General features: G+C 74.8%; 13 protein-coding genes, 1 pseudogene and 1 riboswitch. Of the genes and pseudogenes, 11 read left to right on the forward strand and 3 right to left on the reverse strand.

Annotated elements, in window-relative coordinates; genetic code table 11:
- The first annotated feature begins 21 nt into the window (after window positions 1-21).
- Both ypfJ and PV342_RS17690 read left to right on the forward strand, forming a co-directional pair.
- The gene (gene ypfJ, locus PV342_RS17685; protein ID WP_018560614.1) at window positions 22-924 is read left to right on the forward strand and encodes a KPN_02809 family neutral zinc metallopeptidase; all 903 of its coding nucleotides are present in this window, start codon (window positions 22-24) and stop codon (window positions 922-924) included.
- A gap of 101 nt (window positions 925-1025) precedes the next feature.
- The gene (locus tag PV342_RS17690; protein ID WP_329188585.1) at window positions 1026-1436 is read left to right on the forward strand and encodes a VOC family protein; all 411 of its coding nucleotides are present in this window, start codon (window positions 1026-1028) and stop codon (window positions 1434-1436) included.
- 18 nt (window positions 1437-1454) lie between these two features.
- Here the strand turns inward: PV342_RS17690 and PV342_RS17695 are convergent, their stop codons facing one another.
- The 3 genes and pseudogenes from PV342_RS17695 to PV342_RS17705 form a co-directional block, all read right to left on the reverse strand.
- On the reverse strand, window positions 1455-2837 hold the full coding sequence (locus PV342_RS17695; protein ID WP_500317820.1) for a hypothetical protein: 1383 nt from the start codon (window positions 2835-2837) through the stop codon (window positions 1455-1457).
- A gap of 125 nt (window positions 2838-2962) precedes the next feature.
- Window positions 2963-4075 carry an alpha/beta hydrolase family protein gene (locus PV342_RS17700; RefSeq protein ID WP_400801858.1) on the reverse strand — a complete coding sequence of 371 codons (1113 nt, stop codon included), beginning with the start codon at window positions 4073-4075 and terminating at the stop codon, window positions 2963-2965.
- A 197-nt stretch (window positions 4076-4272) separates the two neighbouring features.
- Window positions 4273-4920, reverse strand: a pseudogene (locus tag PV342_RS17705) (class II aldolase/adducin family protein); the annotation flags it as partial.
- Between the two features lie 117 nt (window positions 4921-5037).
- On the opposite strand from PV342_RS17705, the gene PV342_RS17710 reads away from it, so the two are divergent.
- From PV342_RS17710 to PV342_RS17750, 9 genes are all read left to right on the forward strand, one after another.
- Window positions 5038-6429, forward strand: a complete 1392-nt coding sequence (locus PV342_RS17710) for an NAD(P)/FAD-dependent oxidoreductase (protein ID WP_400801860.1) — start codon at window positions 5038-5040, stop codon at window positions 6427-6429.
- An 820-nt stretch (window positions 6430-7249) separates the two neighbouring features.
- The gene (locus tag PV342_RS17715) at window positions 7250-8464 is read left to right on the forward strand and encodes an inorganic phosphate transporter (RefSeq protein ID WP_386997030.1); all 1215 of its coding nucleotides are present in this window, start codon (window positions 7250-7252) and stop codon (window positions 8462-8464) included.
- A 38-nt stretch (window positions 8465-8502) separates the two neighbouring features.
- A complete protein-coding gene (locus tag PV342_RS17720) occupies window positions 8503-8745 on the forward strand; it encodes a hypothetical protein (RefSeq protein WP_018560621.1) in 243 nt (80 codons plus the stop codon).
- Between the two features lie 155 nt (window positions 8746-8900).
- Window positions 8901-9027, forward strand: a riboswitch (cobalamin riboswitch).
- A 54-nt stretch (window positions 9028-9081) separates the two neighbouring features.
- Window positions 9082-10068 carry a cobalamin biosynthesis protein gene (locus PV342_RS17725; RefSeq protein WP_500317823.1) on the forward strand — a complete coding sequence of 329 codons (987 nt, stop codon included), beginning with the start codon at window positions 9082-9084 and terminating at the stop codon, window positions 10066-10068.
- A complete protein-coding gene (locus tag PV342_RS17730; protein WP_500317824.1) occupies window positions 10065-11576 on the forward strand; it encodes a cobyric acid synthase in 1512 nt (503 codons plus the stop codon). Before PV342_RS17725 ends, PV342_RS17730 begins: the two co-directional genes overlap by 4 nt.
- Before the next feature lie 76 nt (window positions 11577-11652).
- Complete coding sequence (locus PV342_RS17735) at window positions 11653-13680, forward strand: putative cobaltochelatase (protein ID WP_500317825.1); 2028 nt, start codon at window positions 11653-11655, stop codon at window positions 13678-13680.
- Window positions 13680-14276, forward strand: coding sequence for a cob(I)yrinic acid a,c-diamide adenosyltransferase (cobO, locus tag PV342_RS17740; RefSeq protein ID WP_026251293.1), 597 nt, complete (start codon window positions 13680-13682; stop codon window positions 14274-14276). The genes PV342_RS17735 and cobO overlap by 1 nt, the downstream gene beginning before the upstream one ends.
- Window positions 14270-15631 (forward strand): cobyrinic acid a,c-diamide synthase CobB, encoded by a 1362-nt coding sequence (locus PV342_RS17745; protein WP_500317827.1) that lies wholly within the window; start codon window positions 14270-14272, stop codon window positions 15629-15631. The genes cobO and PV342_RS17745 overlap by 7 nt, the downstream gene beginning before the upstream one ends.
- Complete coding sequence (locus PV342_RS17750) at window positions 15628-16062, forward strand: cobalamin biosynthesis protein (protein WP_400801871.1); 435 nt, start codon at window positions 15628-15630, stop codon at window positions 16060-16062. The genes PV342_RS17745 and PV342_RS17750 overlap by 4 nt, the downstream gene beginning before the upstream one ends.
- Window positions 16063-16135: the final 73 nt, after the last annotated feature.

The following is a 16135-nucleotide window of genomic DNA, read 5'->3' on the forward strand; positions in this document are numbered from 1 at the left end:
AAGCAGCCGATAATCGGAGGTATGCAGTTCGACGACGACGCATCGCTCGACACGTCCCAGGTGGAGGACCGGCGAAGCGGCGGACGACTCGGCGGCAGGCCGCGGGGCAAGATGGTGGGTGGTGGTCTCGCCGGGCTGATCGTCGTGGTGATCGGGCTCATCTTCGGCATCAGCCCCGACCAGCTGGGGCTCTCCTCCGATCCGCCGGGCCGGGCCCCGGGCACCACGTCGGGCTCGGACCTCGCCGCCGGCTGCCGCACCGGCGCGGACGCCAACGCCCGCCAGGAGTGCCGCATGGTCGCGGTGATCAACAACGTGCAGGCGTACTGGGCGTCGGAGTTCCGCAAGCGCGGCATGACCTACGAGCCCGCTCCCACCGTCTTCTTCGACCAGCCCCTCCGCACCGGGTGCGGGGTCGCGGACCCCGCGTCGGGGCCCTTCTACTGCCCCGTGGACCGCAAGGTCTATCTGGACCTGGACTTCTTCTCGACCCTGAGCAGCCGCTTCGGCGCGGAGGGCGGCCCGTTCGCCGAGAGCTACGTCGTCGCCCACGAGTACGGGCACCACGTGCAGGACCTCGTGGGGACGCTGGGCAAGGCGCAGGACCGGCTCACCGGTCCGAGCAGCAACTCGGTGCGCGTGGAGCTGCAGGCCGACTGCTACGCGGGCGTGTGGGCGCACAACGCCACACGCACCCTGGACGAGGACACGGGCAGTCCGATGATCAGCGCACTCGACGAGGAGGACATCCGCCGGGGGCTGGACGCGGCCGCGGCGGTCGGCGACGACGCGATCCAGTCCCGGACGCAGGGCAGGGTGACCCCGGAGTCCTGGACCCACGGCTCGTCGGCGCAGCGCCAGCAGTGGTTCACGACCGGGCTGGACACCGGTGACCCCGGCCACTGCGACACCTTCCAGCGCTGACCGGGTGGAATGTCCGCGCGCGGGGCCATTGTCGGACCCCCCTGCCAGACTGGGATCCACGTCACACAGGACGTCAGGTCCGGAAGGGGAGAGTGATCGTCATGGCCGCCGAGGCAACCGCGCCCACCGTCTGTCCGACGCTGCGCTACAAGGACGCGAAGGCCGCCGTCGCCTTCCTCAAGGAGGCCTTCGGCTTCACCGAGGTCGCGGTGTACGAGGACGAGAACGGCGTGGTGGAGCACGCGGAACTGGCGTACGGCAACGGCGTGGTGATGCTCGGCAGCGAGCGGTCGGGCACCGCGTTCAGCCGGATCGCCTCGGACCTGGGCGCCGCGTCGGTGTACGTGGCCGTGCAGGACACCGACGCCCACCACGAGCGCGCCGTCGCCGCCGGGGCGGAGGTCGTGCTGCCGCTCACCGACCAGGACTACGGGTCGCGGGACTACACGGCCCGCGACCCGGAGGGCAACCTCTGGTCCTTCGGCACCTATGTGCCGCGGATACCGGAGTAGCCCTGGGGCGGCTCCCCGTCACTCTCCCCCGGTGTGCACCTGGAAGGCGGCCCGGCGGATCATCTTGGACAGGGCGGGGTCGGGGTGCGCGGCGGCGAGGGCGACCAGCACCTGGACGGTGCGGGGGTGCCCGGCGTGACGCAGCTCCTCCAGCAGGCGGGTGACCGAGCCCTGGACGGCCGTCTCGAGATGGCTCACCAGCAGGTGGCTCTCGCCGTGGTCGGCCACGGCCGCGGCGGTGTCCACCCAGAGCCAGGTGGACTCCTCGCGGGTGAGCAGCGCGGCGACGTCCTCCGGGTCCGCTCCCTCGTGCTCGGCGAGCCAGAGCAGCGCGTAGGGCCGCATACCGGCCTCGTCGACCACATGGCGGACGGACGGCTCCGCGGGGCCGCCGACGACGCGCAGCGCCTCGAAGGCCAGGGCGCGCAGCAGGGCGTCGTCGCCGCGCGCCACGTCCAGGAACTCGCCCACCGCCTGGGCCACCGGGCGGGCCGCAAGCCAGGCCTTGTACTCGTCGCGGGCGGCTCCGGGCGCCATCCCGATGCACGCCTTGAGCATCTCCTCGGCGGAGTGCTCGAAGTGCCCGGCGGGGCCCTGCGCGGCGACGCAGATCTGCTCCAGCTTCACCCACACCGCCCAGCTGCCGAGCGCGGTGATGGTGACCTCGCCGGGGCGGGCCGGGTCGCGGGGCCTGAGGGCGCCGACACGGGCGAGCGCGTCCAGCGTCCAGTCCAGCAGCGCGGGCAGTTCGTCGCGGCCGCCGTCGGCCGGGGGCTCGTGGCGCTCCGCGCGTAGCTCGGCCACACGCTGCCGCAACAGGTCCAGCAGCACGGCCACGGCGACCGGACCGGAGGAGAGGTGGAGCAGGGAGAGCAGTTGCGGTGCGGCCTCCACGACCTCGGCGACGAGCGAGGGGTCGGCGTCGGCGCACTCCGGATCGAGCGCCGCCGGGTGCGCCAGCGACCACGCGTCGAAGAGCGCGACCCAGCCGCGCAGCACGGCGGTGTCGTCGCGGTCCCAGGCGCGCAGGCGCCAGCCGGGTCGGGCGGCACCTCCTTTGTGCAGCTCGATCAGGCCGGTCAGCCGGGCCCGGTCCCAGGCCGTGCGTACCTGCCGCTCCGTCAGGCCCAGCGAGGCGACGGCCCGCAGCACGTCGGGGTCCCGCAGTATCCCGGCGGTCCCGGGGGCGGCGGCGCCGGTCTCCGCGTCGGCCCAGCGGGCCAGCCTTACGGCGTCCGAGAGTTCGGTGCGCGCCCTGCGGGCGAGCTCGGGCAGCGCCGGGATTCCCTCCGGCGGCCGCGGCGGGCGGCTTCGCCGTGTGGTGGCGGCACGGCGCGCGGTGGCGAGTGGCCTGCGCGGGACAAGACGCAGCGGAGTGTCTCGCGGAATACGGGACGTCACGGGAGCAGTCTTGCGGGTGAGCACCCGGAAACCCAAACGAGCGTCCCCGTACCGTGATTGACGCCGCCCGAATTGACGGGAGAGATGCACTTTTGTACGGACATAAAGACCACGCAGGGAGGGGCTCAGAGGAGGGGCGTGAGGAAGCGCCGGAGGGCCTCCTCGTATGTTGAGGGGTTGGCGTTCCACATGGCCGCGTGCGACGCGCCGCTGACGGCGTGCAGCGTGACCAGGTCCGGACGCTGCCGGGCGAGTTGGCGGGACGGCCCCCACGGGGCGAGTGTGTCGTCGGGCCCGTGGAAGACGAGCGCCGGGACGTCCAGCCGCTCCGGGTGGGCGGCCTCGGCGATCCGCTCCGCGTGCAGGCCGGTGCGGCCCTCGGTGGCGCGCACGCCCAGCGGCAGCAGCACCCGCGGCGCGCCCCGGGCGGCAGCAGCGGCGCGGACCGTGTCCTGCCAGTCGAGCACCGGGGAGTCCAGGACCATCCCGGACACCAGGGCCCGCAGCGGGGAGTGGCTGGTCGCCCGGAGCGCCATCGTCGCGCCGGTGGACCAGCCGTGCAGCACCAGCCGGCGCGCGCCGTGCCGGACCGCGTAGCGCATGGCCGCGTCGAGGTCGCGCCATTCGGAGTCGCCGAGGTGGCCGATGCCGTCCCAGGAGGAGGGCGCGCCGGCGTCGTTGCGGTAGGAGAACGCCAGGACGGGCAGCCGCAGTTTGGCCAGGAACGCCATGAGGTTCATGCCGAGTTCGCGGGAGGTGCCGAGGCCGTGTGCGAGCACGACCCAGGTGTCGCGGGCGCCGGGCACGAACCAGGCGGGCAGCAGGCCGAGTTCGGCGGGGATCTCGGCGTCCCGGTACTCCAGGCCGAGGGCCGAGCCAGGGGTGCCTATGTGCACCTGCGGGGTGAGTCGAAGCGTGTCGCCCGGCGCGACGCCGCCGCGGTTGATCCGCACCAGGCGACGGGTCACGGAGTCCGGGGCCGTCGAGAGCACCTCGCCGACTGTGACGTGCACCCCTGCGGCAATCAGGCCGTGCACTCCGCGCCGTACGGTGCCCAGGGTCCGGGTGAGGGTGATGTCCTGCCCGGTCACGGCGTGGACGGTGAGCGGGTCCGGGTCGACGCCGCTCGCGCTCGGCCTCAGGGCAAGCTCGGAGACGTGCCGCCCGGCCGCCACCGCGGCCGCACCGGCACCGAACGCTGTCGTGGCGGCGAGGGCCGCCGCCGTGGTGAGGCGCATCGCTTCCAGTCTCCGCGCGCTCACCCGGGGCGGCCAGTGGGCGGAGCCGTCCGGGCTCAGCCGCGCTCGTCCTCGTGGGCCTCGCGGGGCCGGGGGACGTCGGCGCGGCCGGGCGCGCGCTCCTCGTGGACCTCGGGGCCGTCGTGGACCCCGTGCCCCTCGTCCCCCGCGTGCTCCTCTTCCGCCTCGTCCCCGGGCTGGCCGTACTGGCGCAGCCGCTCGGCGACGCGGGCGAGTTCACGCTTGGAGAGCAGCGAGGGCGAGAACCCGGCCACCGAGCGGGCGGCGAGCCACACCTGGCACATCCACTCCAGTTGGGCGGTGCGGTCGTAGGCCTGCTCGAGGTCGTCGCCGTAGACGATGGTGCCGTGGTTGCGCAGCAGGCAGCCCGTGCGGTCACGGAGCGCGCGCAGGACGTTGGCGGCCAGTTCCTCGCTGCCGTAGGTCGCGTAGTCGGCGACGCGTATCCGGCCGCCCAGGGCCGCCGCCATGTAGTGGATGGCGGGCAGTTCGTAGAGGAGCGTGGAGACGGCCGTGGCGTGCACGGCGTGGGTGTGGACGACGGCGCCCGCGTCGGTGTGCCGGTAGATCGCCAGATGCATCGCCAGCTCGCTCGTCGGGCGCAGCGCGCCGAGCACCTGCTTGCCGTCCAGGTCGACCCCGACCGTGTCCTCCGGGGCGAGGCGGTGGTAGGGCACCCCGCTGGGGGTGACGAGCACCAGGTCGTCGCCCACCCGCACCGACACGTTGCCGGACGTGCCGACCACGAGACCGTCGTCGACGGAGCGGCGGGCCGTGTCCACCAGGTCCGCCCAGGCCCGCGCCACCGTGTTCCGCACCGACATCCGTGCCACCTCCGAGCGCTGATCCTGACAGGTTGGCCGTTGCCGCCCGCTCTCGGGGCACAGTAACGTCCCGGCACACCTTCCGGACCGAGCACGCATACGAATTGCAGGGGCACCATGACCACCGTCAACGGCGGCATCTCCTTCTGGTACGCGAAGTCAGGCCTCCCGGTACCGCGTGAACCGCTGCCCGGGGACACCACCGCGGACGTGTGCATCGTCGGGGGCGGCTACACCGGGCTGTGGACCGCCTACTACCTGAAGAAGGCCGTGCCCTTCCTGCGGATCGTCGTCCTGGAGCAGCGCTTCTGCGGCTACGGCGCCTCCGGCCGCAACGGCGGCTGGCTGTACAACGGGATCGCCGGCCGCGACCGCTACGCCGCGCTGCACGGCCGGGAGGCCGCGGTCGCGCTGCAGCGCGCGATGAACGGGACCGTGGACGAGGTGATCCGGGTCGCCGCCGAGGAGGGCATCGACGCGGACGTCCACAAGGGCGGGGTGCTGGAGGTCGCCCACTCCCCCGCGCAACTTGCCCGGCTCAGGGCCTTCCACGAGACGGAGGTCGCCTTCGGCGAGAAGGACCGCCTGCTGCTGGGCGCGGCCGAGTCCGCCGCGCGGATCCGGGTCGCCGGGACGGCCGGCGGCACCTGGACACCGCACGGGGCGCGTATCCACCCGGTGAAGCTGGTGCAGGGACTGGCCCGCACGGTGGAGGCGCTCGGGGTCGTCGTCCACGAGTCGACCCCGGTGACGGAGATCCGGCCGAAGCACGCGGTCACGCCGTTCGGAACCGTGCGCGCCCCCTACGTGCTGCGCTGCACGGAGGGCTTCACCGCCTCGCTCAAGGGCCAGAAGCGGGCGTGGCTGCCGATGAACTCCTCGATGGTCGTGACGGAGCCGCTGCCGCGGGAGGTCTGGGACACCATCGGCTGGGAGGGCCGGGAGGCGCTCGGCGACATGGCGCACGCGTACATGTACGCGCAGCGCACCGCCGACGACCGGATCGCCATCGGCGGCCGCGGGGTGCCGTACCGCTTCGGTTCGCGCACGGACAACGACGGCCGCACCCAGGCGGCGACGGTGGAGGCGCTCCGCGAGATCCTGGTGCGCTTCTTCCCGGCGACGGGGCAGGTGGGCATCGACCACGCCTGGTCCGGGGTGCTCGGCGTGCCGCGCGACTGGTGCGCGACCGTCGAGCTGGACCGCTCCACCGGCCTGGGCTGGGCGGGCGGCTACGTCGGCAGCGGTGTCGCCACGGCGAACCTCGCGGCGCGGACGCTGCGGGACCTCGTGCAGATGGACTCCGGCCAGGCGCACGGAACCGAGCTGACGGCCCTGCCGTGGGTGCACCACCGCGTGCGCCGCTGGGAGCCCGAGCCCTTCCGGTGGATCGGGGTGCACGGGCTGTACGCGGCCTACCGCGGCGCCGACCGGCGCGAGCAGGCCGGACGCAGCGTGGAGACCGACCGGGTGGCCCGCATCGCGGACCGCATCTCGGGCCGCCGCTAGGCCGTGTCGTCACATGAGCTCCCCCGGCTGACGCTGGGAGGGGCCCCAGGTGCGGTGCATCGCAAGGCGGAGGATCGTCCTCGTAGGGGGCTACTCGGACGATTCGACAACGCAGCGAGCGTGGGGGCACCTCCCAGCGTCAGCTGGGGGAGTACCGTGCCAGGCGTCGCTGAGCGGGGGCACCCCCGGCCGAAGGTCGGGGGAGGGCATGTGACGACACGGCCTAGGGAGATTCGGCCGGTACGTGCGGCCCGGTGGGTGCCGCGCCGGTGGGTCGGTCGTACCGCCGTCTCCCGCCCTTCGGGCGCGAAGCGGCGGGCTGCGGATGGGCGGACGGGGCCGGGTCCCGTCTGCGGTGCGCTGGTCGGTTCATGGCCGGGGTTCAGGCGCCGGAGCGGGGCCGGTTGTTCGTGGGGTGAGACCCAGGTATCGGAAACCCGCCCAGCCCCGGTGCCTGCACCCGGCCACGAGCCCACCCGCACACTGCCGAGGAGAGGCACCCCACGCTCCCCTCCGCAGCCAGCCGCTGTGCGCCCGCAGGGCGCGAGACGAACGCGCACGGACCACCGCCGGCACGCCCCCGATCATGCCGCCAGGCGGCGCGCGGAGCGGGCCGTCGCCGGGTGACCAGGATCTCTTCCGGACCTCCGGAAAGGGGTGGTCGAAGCACGCGAAAGGCCGGATTCGGGGCCGGGGCCGGGGCCGGGCCACACCCCCCGCACGCACCGGCACCGCCGCGCCTCCCCTCGTTCACCTTCCGTTCATCCAGACTCCGTACGGTCGCCACCGCCACTGTCCGATCGAACGAATGCCTGGGTCAATGGAACACATCACGCTCCTGATCGGAATCGTGATCATTACCGCACTCGTGTTCGACTTCACGAACGGTTTCCACGACACCGCCAATGCGATGGCGACCACCATCTCCACTGGCGCACTCAAGCCCAAGACGGCGGTGGCCATGTCCGCCGTGCTCAACCTCGTCGGCGCCTTCCTCTCCGTCGAGGTGGCGAAGACGATCTCCGGCGGCATCCTCGACGAGAGCGCGGGCATCAAGCCCGAGGTGATCTTCGCGGGACTCGTCGGCGCGATCGTCTGGAACCTGCTGACCTGGCTGGCGGGACTCCCCTCCAGCTCCTCCCACGCCCTCTTCGGCGGCCTCATCGGCGCCTCCGTCGCCTCGGCCGGATTCAGCTCGGTCAACGGTGACGCGGTCGTCATGAAGGTCCTGATCCCGGCCGTCTGCGCCCCGGTGGTCGCCGGGGTCGGCGCGATGCTGGCGACCCGGCTGACCTACCGCATCGGCCGCAACGCCGATCCGGCCGCCACCGCCAAGGGCTACCGGGCCGGGCAGATCGCCTCGGCCGGCCTCGTCTCCCTCGCCCACGGCACCAACGACGCACAGAAGACCATGGGTGTCATCACCCTCGCCCTGATCACCGGCAACGTCGTCGCGCCCGACTCCGACCCGCCGCTGTGGGTCATCGTCTCGGCGGGCATGGCGATCGCGCTCGGCACCTTCATCGGTGGCTGGCGGATCATCCGCACCATGGGCAAGGGCATCACCGACATCCAGCCGCCGCAGGGCTTCGCCGCCCAGACCGGCGCCGCGACCGTCATCCTGGCCTCCTCGCACCTCGGCTTCTCGCTCTCCACCACGCAGGTCTGCTCCGGCTCCGTCATGGGCGCCGGCGTCGGCCGCAAGGGCGGTGTCGTCCGCTGGAGCACCGCGGGCCGGATGTTCGCCGCGTGGGGGCTCACCCTCCCTGCCGCTGGCCTGGTCGCGGCGGGCGCCGCGCTCCTCGCCGACCAGGGCGACTGGGGTGTCACGACGGTCGCCGTCCTGGCGCTCGCCGCGTGCACCGCGATCTGGATCGCCTCCCGCCGCAAGCCCGTCGACCACACCAACGTCAACGAGGGCCACGACGCCGAGGAGCCGGGCGTCATCACCACGGCCATCGCCGCCGTCATCCCGCCGCCCGCGGGCCTGACCACGACCGCCGCCGGCACCGACCCCGCCAAGGCCTCCGCCTGACGGCGGCAGCCGCACCGGCCCCGGAAGGAACCAGCACCATGCACATCGACTGGGCTGCCCTCGGCTCCGTCTTCGGCGTCAGCCTCGCCGTGACCGTCGGACTCGTCGGCCTGTTCACCCTCGGCATCGTCGGCCTGTCCAGGCAGGGCACCGCCGGCGGCGGCGAGGCGGGCACCTCCGCCGCGGGGGGCACCACCGCCCTGGCCCGCACCGGCGCGTACCTGTGCTTCGCGCTGTGCGCGGCCGCGGTGGCGTACGGGATCTACCTGATCGTCGCCTGACCCGCACGTCCCCGCGCACCGCGGTGTGAAGTTGACCTCAGCTCCCGGCCTTCCGGCCGTGAGCTGGGGTTTCTTCTTGTCCACAGGCTGTCGCGATGAGTTGACGGGCCGGAGCGGGGCGTGGTGGTATCGGAACCGCCAAACGGCGGCAGGAGAGGAAGTCCGGTGCGAATCCGGCGCGGTCCCGCCACTGTCACCGGGGAGCGGACCCCCGCCCATGGCCACGGCCCCGACTCGGGGCTGGAAGGCCGGGGGTGCCGCCGATCCGGGAGCCAGGAGACTCTCGTCGCCGGTCACGTCGAACCAGGGCGCGGACCCTGAGTGAGGACTCCTGTGATGCGCGGCTCCGGCCGTTCACCCGGCACCGGCGTCGCGGCGCCGTGCGCGTTCGCCACCGGCGCCGCCCTCGGCTGGCTCGCCGACCTGGCCCTCGCCGACCCGCGCCGCGGTCACCCCGTGGCGGTGTTCGGCCGCGCCGCCGCCCGCCTGGAGCGGGCGCTGTGGCGCGACCACCGCGGTCGCGGCGCCCTCCACACGGCCCTGTGCGCGGGCGGCGCGGTGGCGGCCGCGGCCGGGCTCCAGCGTGCCGTGCGCCGTTCCGGAGCGGCGTCCGTCGCCCTGACGGCGGCGGCGACCTGGGCCGTGCTCGGCGGGACCTCCCTGGTACGCGAGGCACGGACCGTCGGTGCCGCCCTGTCCACCGGTGACATGGAGGCGGCGCGCGAGCGGCTGCCCCATCTGTGCGGCCGCGACCCGCAGGCGCTGGACGAGGCGCAACTGGCCCGGGCGGTGGTGGAGTCCGTCGCGGAGAACACCTCGGACGCCGTCGTGGGGGCCCTGGTGTGGGGCGCGCTGGGCGGCGTACCGGGGCTCGTGGGCTTCCGGGCGGTCAACACCCTGGACGCGATGGTGGGTCACAAGTCGCCGCGGCACCGGCGGTTCGGCTGGGCCGCGGCCCGGCTGGACGACGTCGCCGGCTACCCCGGTGCCCGGCTGACCGCCGCGCTCGCGGTGCTGGCCGGCCCCGACCCCCGGGGGGCGTGGCGGGCCTGGCGCACGGACGGCTCCCGGCATCCCAGCCCGAACGCGGGGCCGGTGGAGGCCGCGTTCGCCGGGGCGTTGGGCGTGCGCCTCGGGGGGACGCTTGCCTATGGCGGGCGGGTGGAGCACCGGCCCGTGCTGGGGGCGGGGAACCGGCCGGTGGAGGTACGGGACATCGAACGGGCGGCGCGGTTGTCGCGGCGGGTCGGCGCGCTGGCGCTGGCGGTCGCGGTGGGCGGGCGCCTGGCGTGGGGCGCGGTCGCCCGGAGGAGGGACTCATGAGGGGCGGGGGCCTGCTGGTCGCGGGGACCACGTCGGACGCCGGCAAGAGCATCGTCACGGCGGGGATCTGCCGGTGGCTGACGCGGCAGGGCGTGTCCGTGGCGCCGTTCAAGGCGCAGAACATGTCGCTGAACTCGTACGTGACCCGCGAGGGCGCCGAGATCGGCCGCGCCCAGGCGATGCAGGCCCAGGCCGCGCGCGTGGAGCCCTCGGCCCTGATGAACCCGGTGCTGCTCAAGCCCGGCGGGGACCGGACGAGCCAGGTCGTCCTGATGGGGCGCCCGGTGGGCGAGATGAGTGCGCGCGGCTACCACAACGGGAGCCGCGCGGAGCTGCTGGAGACCGTCACCGGCTGCCTGGAGGAGCTGCGCGGGCGGTACGACGCGGTGATCTGCGAGGGCGCCGGCAGCCCGGCCGAGATCAACCTGCGGCGGGGCGACATCGTCAACATGGGCCTGGCGCGGGCCGCCCGGCTCCCGGTGGTCGTGGTCGGCGACATCGACCGGGGAGGGGTCTTCGCCTCGTTCTTCGGGACGACGGCGCTGCTCGCCCCGGAGGACCAGGAACTGGTCTGCGGATACCTGGTCAACAAGTTCCGCGGCGACGTGTCCCTGCTGGAGCCGGGTCTTGAGATGCTGCGCGGGCTGACCGGACGCCGCTTCTACGGGGTGCTGCCGTTCCGGCACGGTCTCGGCATCGACGAGGAGGACGGGCTGCGGATGTCGCTGCGCGGCAGCGTCCGGGAGTCGGACACGGCGCCGCCGCACGGCGAGGACGTCCTGCGGGTCGCGGTCGCGGCGGTACCGCTGATGTCGAACTTCACCGACGTGGACGCGCTCGCCGCCGAGCCCGGTGTCCTCGTCCGCTTCGTGGACCGGCCGGAGGAGCTCGCCGACGCCGACCTCGTGGTGCTGCCCGGCACCCGCGGCACGGTCAAGGCCCTGGAGTGGCTGCGGCGGCGGGGTCTGGCCGACGCGGTCGTCCGCCGGGCCGCCGAGGGGCGTCCGGTGCTGGGGATCTGCGGCGGCTTCCAGATGCTCGCCGAGACGATCGAGGACGATGTCGAGTCGCGGGCCGGTACGGTCCCCGGGCTCGGGCTGCTGCCGGCGCGCGTCCGCTTCGCCATGGAGAAGACCCTGGCCAGGCCTTCGGGGAAGGCGTACGGCGAACCGGTCGAGGGGTACGAGATCCACCACGGCGTGGCCGACGTCCGCGGCGGCGACGAGCCCTTCCTGGACGGCTGCCGCAACGGCGCGGTCTGGGGCACCCACTGGCACGGCTCCCTGGAGAGCGACGGCTTCCGCCGCGCCTTCCTGCGCCGCGTCGCGCAGGCCGCGGGGCGGCGCTTCGTCCCGGCCCCCGGCACCGCCTTCGGCGCGCTCCGCGAGGAGCAGCTGGACCGGCTGGGCGACCTGATCGAGGAGCACGCCGACACCGGCGCGCTGCTCCGCCTGATCGAGCAGGGCCCCCCTGCGGGGCTGCCCTTCGTCCCCCCGGGGGCGCCATGAGCGGCCTGTCGCGGCCCCGGAGCCGGGCCGTCCCCGATGAGCACCGCCGCAACGTCCGTTCGACCCAGGAGGCCGCGTGAGCACCCCTTACCCCTTCACCGCGATCGTCGGGATGGCGGACCTGCGGCTGGCGCTGCTGCTGAACGCGGTCAGCCCCGCGGTGGGCGGTGTGCTGGTGCGGGGTGAGAAGGGCACCGCCAAGTCCACCGCCGTGCGAGCGCTGTCGGCGCTGCTGCCGGCCGTTGAGGTCGTCCCCGGCTGCCGCTTCGGCTGCGACCCGGCGGCAGCGGACCCGGCGTGCCCGGACGGGCCGCACGGCCCCGACGCCGGCCGCGAGAGCCGGCCGGCGCGCATGGTGGAGCTGCCGGTCGGCGCGTCCGAGGACCGCCTCGTCGGCGCCCTGGACATCGAACGGGCCCTGGCGGAGGGCGTGAAGGCCTTCGAGCCGGGGCTGCTGGCAGACGCGCACCGCGGCGTGCTGTACGTGGACGAGGTCAACCTGCTCCACGACCACCTGGTGGACCTGCTGCTGGACGCGGCCGCCATGGGCGCCTCCTACGTCGAGCGTGAGGGCGTCTCGGTGCGTCACGCCGCGCGCTTCCTGCTCGTCGGCACGATGAACCCCGAAGAGGGCGAGCTGCGGCCCCAGTTGCTGGACCGCTTCGGTCTCACGGTGGAGGTCGCGGCGTCACGGGAGACCGAGGAGCGGGTGCAGGTCGTCCGGCGGCGCCTCGCCTACGACGCCGATCCGGCGGGCTTCGCCGCCGCCTGGCGGGGCGAGGAGCGGGAGCTGCGGGAGCGCATCGCGGCGGCACGGGCGCTGCTGCCGTCGGTCTCGCTCGGCGACGGCGCGCTCCGCCAGATCGCCGCGACCTGTGCGGCCTTCGAGGTGGACGGGATGCGCGCGGACATCGTCATGGCGCGCACGGCGACCGCGCTCGCGGCCTGGGACGGGCGCACCGAGGTGACCGACGCCGACGTGCGGCAGGCCGCGCTGCTCGCGCTGCCGCACCGGCGCCGCCGCAACCCCTTCGACGCGCCGGGCCTCGACGAGGACAAGCTCGACGAGACCCTGGAACGCAACCGTGGCGGGGACGACGCCCCGGACCCGGACCCGGACCCCGGCCCGGACGGCGGCGGACCGGACGGCGGCGGGCGCCTGCCCCAGGGCGACGACGGCGCCCCGGACACCGCGCCCGACATCGCCCCGCCCAGGGAGCCTGCGGACTCCGGTGCCCAGCCCGAGCCCGCGCAGGCGCCGCAGGGCGGCGTGGGCGAACGGGCCGCGGTGCCGGCGGCCGAGCCGTTCAAGGCCCGCGCCCTGACCGTTCCCGGCCTCGGCGAGGGCGCCGCGGGCCGCCGATCCCGGGCCCGTACCGCGCACGGCAGGACGACGGGCGCGCGGCGGCCCCAGGGCGCCCTGACCAAACTGCACCTGGCCGCCACCGTGCACGCCGCCGCTCCGCACCAGCGGGCGCGCGGGCGCGGCGGCCCCGGCCTGGTGATCCGCCGGGACGACCTGCGCGAGGCGGTCCGCGAGGGACGCGAGGGCAACCTGGTGCTCTTCGTCGTCGACGCCTCGGGGTCGATGGCCGCCCGGCAGCGCATGAGTGCGGTCAAGGGCGCGGTGCTGTCGCTGCTGCTCGACGCCTACCAGCGGCGCGACAAGGTCGGGCTGATCACCTTCCGCGGCGCGACGGCGGAGCTGGCGCTGCCGCCGACCTCGTCGGTCGAGGCGGGCGCGGCCCGCCTGGACAGGCTGCCCACCGGCGGCCGCACCCCGCTGGCCGCCGGGCTGCTGAAGGCCCACGACGTGCTCCGCGTGGAGCGGCTGCGGGACGCCTCGCGCCGCCCGCTGCTGGTCGTGGTCACCGACGGCCGGGCGACCGGCGGCCCCGAGCCGGTGCGCACGGCCGGGCGCGCGGCGCGGCTGCTGGCGGCCGAGGGCACCGCCTCGGTGGTCGTGGACTGCGAGTCCGGCCCGGTGCGGCTGGGGCTCGCGGGCGAGCTGGCGCGCGAACTGCACGGCACCGCCGTGACGTTGGACGAGCTGCGCGCGGACAGCGTCGCGGCACTGGTACGGGATGTACGGAGGGCCGCGTAATGCCACAGGGACAGCCGAGCGTCGTGCCGCAGGACGGCCTGACGACCCGTCAGCGCCGCAACCGGCCGCTGGTGATGGTGCACACCGGCACCGGCAAGGGGAAGTCGACGGCCGCCTTCGGGCTGGCGCTGCGGGCGTGGAACCAGGGCTGGCCGGTCGGGGTGTTCCAGTTCGTCAAGTCCGCCAAGTGGAAGGTCGGGGAGGAACGGGCGCTGCGCGTGCTCGGCGCCTCCGGCGAGGGCGGCAGTGTCGCCTGGCACAAGATGGGCGAGGGCTGGTCCTGGGTGCAGCGGGACATCACCGAGAGCGAGGACGCCGCCCGCGAGGGCTGGGAGCAGGTCAAGCGCGACCTGGCGGCCGAGACCTACCGGCTGTACGTGCTCGACGAGTTCGCCTACCCGCTGCACTGGGGATGGATCGACACCGACGAGGTGGTCTCGGTCCTGCGCGACCGGCCCGGCACGCAGCACGTCGTCATCACCGGCCGCAACGCCCCGCAGCCCCTGCTGGACTTCGCGGACCTGGTCACCGAGATGGGCAAGGTCAAGCATCCGATGGACGCCGGCCAGAAGGGCCAGAAGGGCATCGAGTGGTAGCCAGGCTCGTCGTCGCGGCCCCCGCCTCGGGGAGCGGCAAGACCACCGTCGCCACGGGTCTGATGGCCGCCTTCGCGGAGGCCGGGCTCGCGGTCTCCCCGCACAAGGTGGGCCCCGACTACATCGACCCCGGCTACCACGCCCTGGCCACCGGCCGTCCGGGCCGCAACCTGGACGCGTACATGTGCGGCCCGGAGCGGATCGCGCCGCTGTTCCTGCACGGGGCACGGGGGGCCGACCTGGCGGTCGTGGAGGGCGTGATGGGGCTCTTCGACGGCGCCTCGGGAATGGGTGAGCTGGCCTCCACCGCGCATGTGGCGAAGCTGCTGCGGGCGCCGGTGGTGCTGGTGGTGGACGCCTCGTCGCAGTCCCGTTCGGTGGCGGCGCTGGTGCACGGCTTCGCCTCCTGGGACCCGCGGGTGCGGGTCGCCGGCGTCATCCTCAACAAGGTCGGCTCCGACCGGCACGAGGAACTGCTGCGCGACGCCCTCGACGGGGCGGGCGTGCCCGTGCTGGGCGCGCTGCGGCGCGACACCACGGTCGGCACGCCCTCCCGGCACCTGGGCCTCGTCCCGGTCGCGGAGCGGCGCGCGGACGCCGTCGACGCGGTGCGGGCGCTGGCCGCCCGGGTGCGCGAGGGCTGCGACATGGAGGCGCTGCTGGCCCTGGCACGCAGCGCTCCCCCGCTCGCGGACGAGCCCTGGGACCCTCGGGAGGCGGCCGCCGGCGCGGCCGCGCCGGGCACCCGGCCGGTGATCGCGGTGGCGGGCGGGGCGGCGTTCACCTTCTCGTACGCCGAGCACCTCGAACTGCTCGACGCGGCGGGAGCGGAGGTCGTCACCTTCGACCCGCTGCGGGACGAGCGGCTGCCGTCCGGTGCCGAGGGGCTGGTCATCGGCGGCGGCTTCCCCGAGATGTACGCCCACGAACTGTCCGCCAACGAACCGCTGCGGGAGGCCGTCGGAGCCTTCGCCGGTCCCGTGACCGCGGAGTGCGCGGGCCTGCTCTACCTCGGGCGGGAACTGGACGGACGTCCCATGTGCGGGGTGCTGGACACCACAGCCCGCATGTCGGACCGGCTCACGCTGGGCTACCGCGAGGCGGTCGCGATCGCCGACAACGCGCTGGCGGCCGCCGGGACCCGGGTGCGCGGCCACGAGTTCCACCGCACGGTCGTGGAACCCGCCGCCGGCGCCACCCCCGCCTGGGGCCTGACACGGCCGGAGCGGCGCGTGGAGGGCTTCGTGCGGGGCGGCGTCCACGCGTCGTACCTGCACGTCCACTGGGCGGCGGAGCCGTCCCTGGCGCGGCGGTTCGTCGCCTCCTGCGCGGGCGGGGCGGGCGCGCCCTCGTGAGCGTCGTCGTCGGTGTGGGCGCGGCCCGCGGTGTGACGGGGGCCGAAGTGCTCGCGCTCGTACGGTCCGTGCTCGCCGAGGCCGGACTTCCGGAGGCGTCCGTCACGGCGCTGGCGACCGTCGACGGCAAGGCCGGGGAGCCGGGCCTCGTCACGGCGGCCGAGCGGCTGGGCGTTCCCCTGGTGACGTACGACGCGCGTACGCTGGCGGCGGTCGACGTGCCGAGCCCCTCGGGCGCGGCGCTGGCCGCGGTCGGCACACCCTCCGTGGCGGAGGCGGCGGCGCTGGCCGCCGCGCCCGGCGGCGAACTGCTGGTACCGAAGAGGAAGTCCGCCCCCGGGGGCGGTACGGCGAGGGCGACCGCGGCGGTGGCCCGGCACCGTACACCCGAGCACGGCACGCACGGCACGACGGAGGAGACGGCACCGTGATCAACCGGCCCGAGGACGTGCTGGAGCGGCGCGTCGACGCCGCGCTCGGCGGCGGCCGCCGTACGCCCCTGGA

The sequence above is a fragment of the Streptomyces sp. PA03-3a genome (genome assembly GCF_033792735.1).
GTDB lineage: Bacteria > Actinomycetota > Actinomycetes > Streptomycetales > Streptomycetaceae > Actinacidiphila.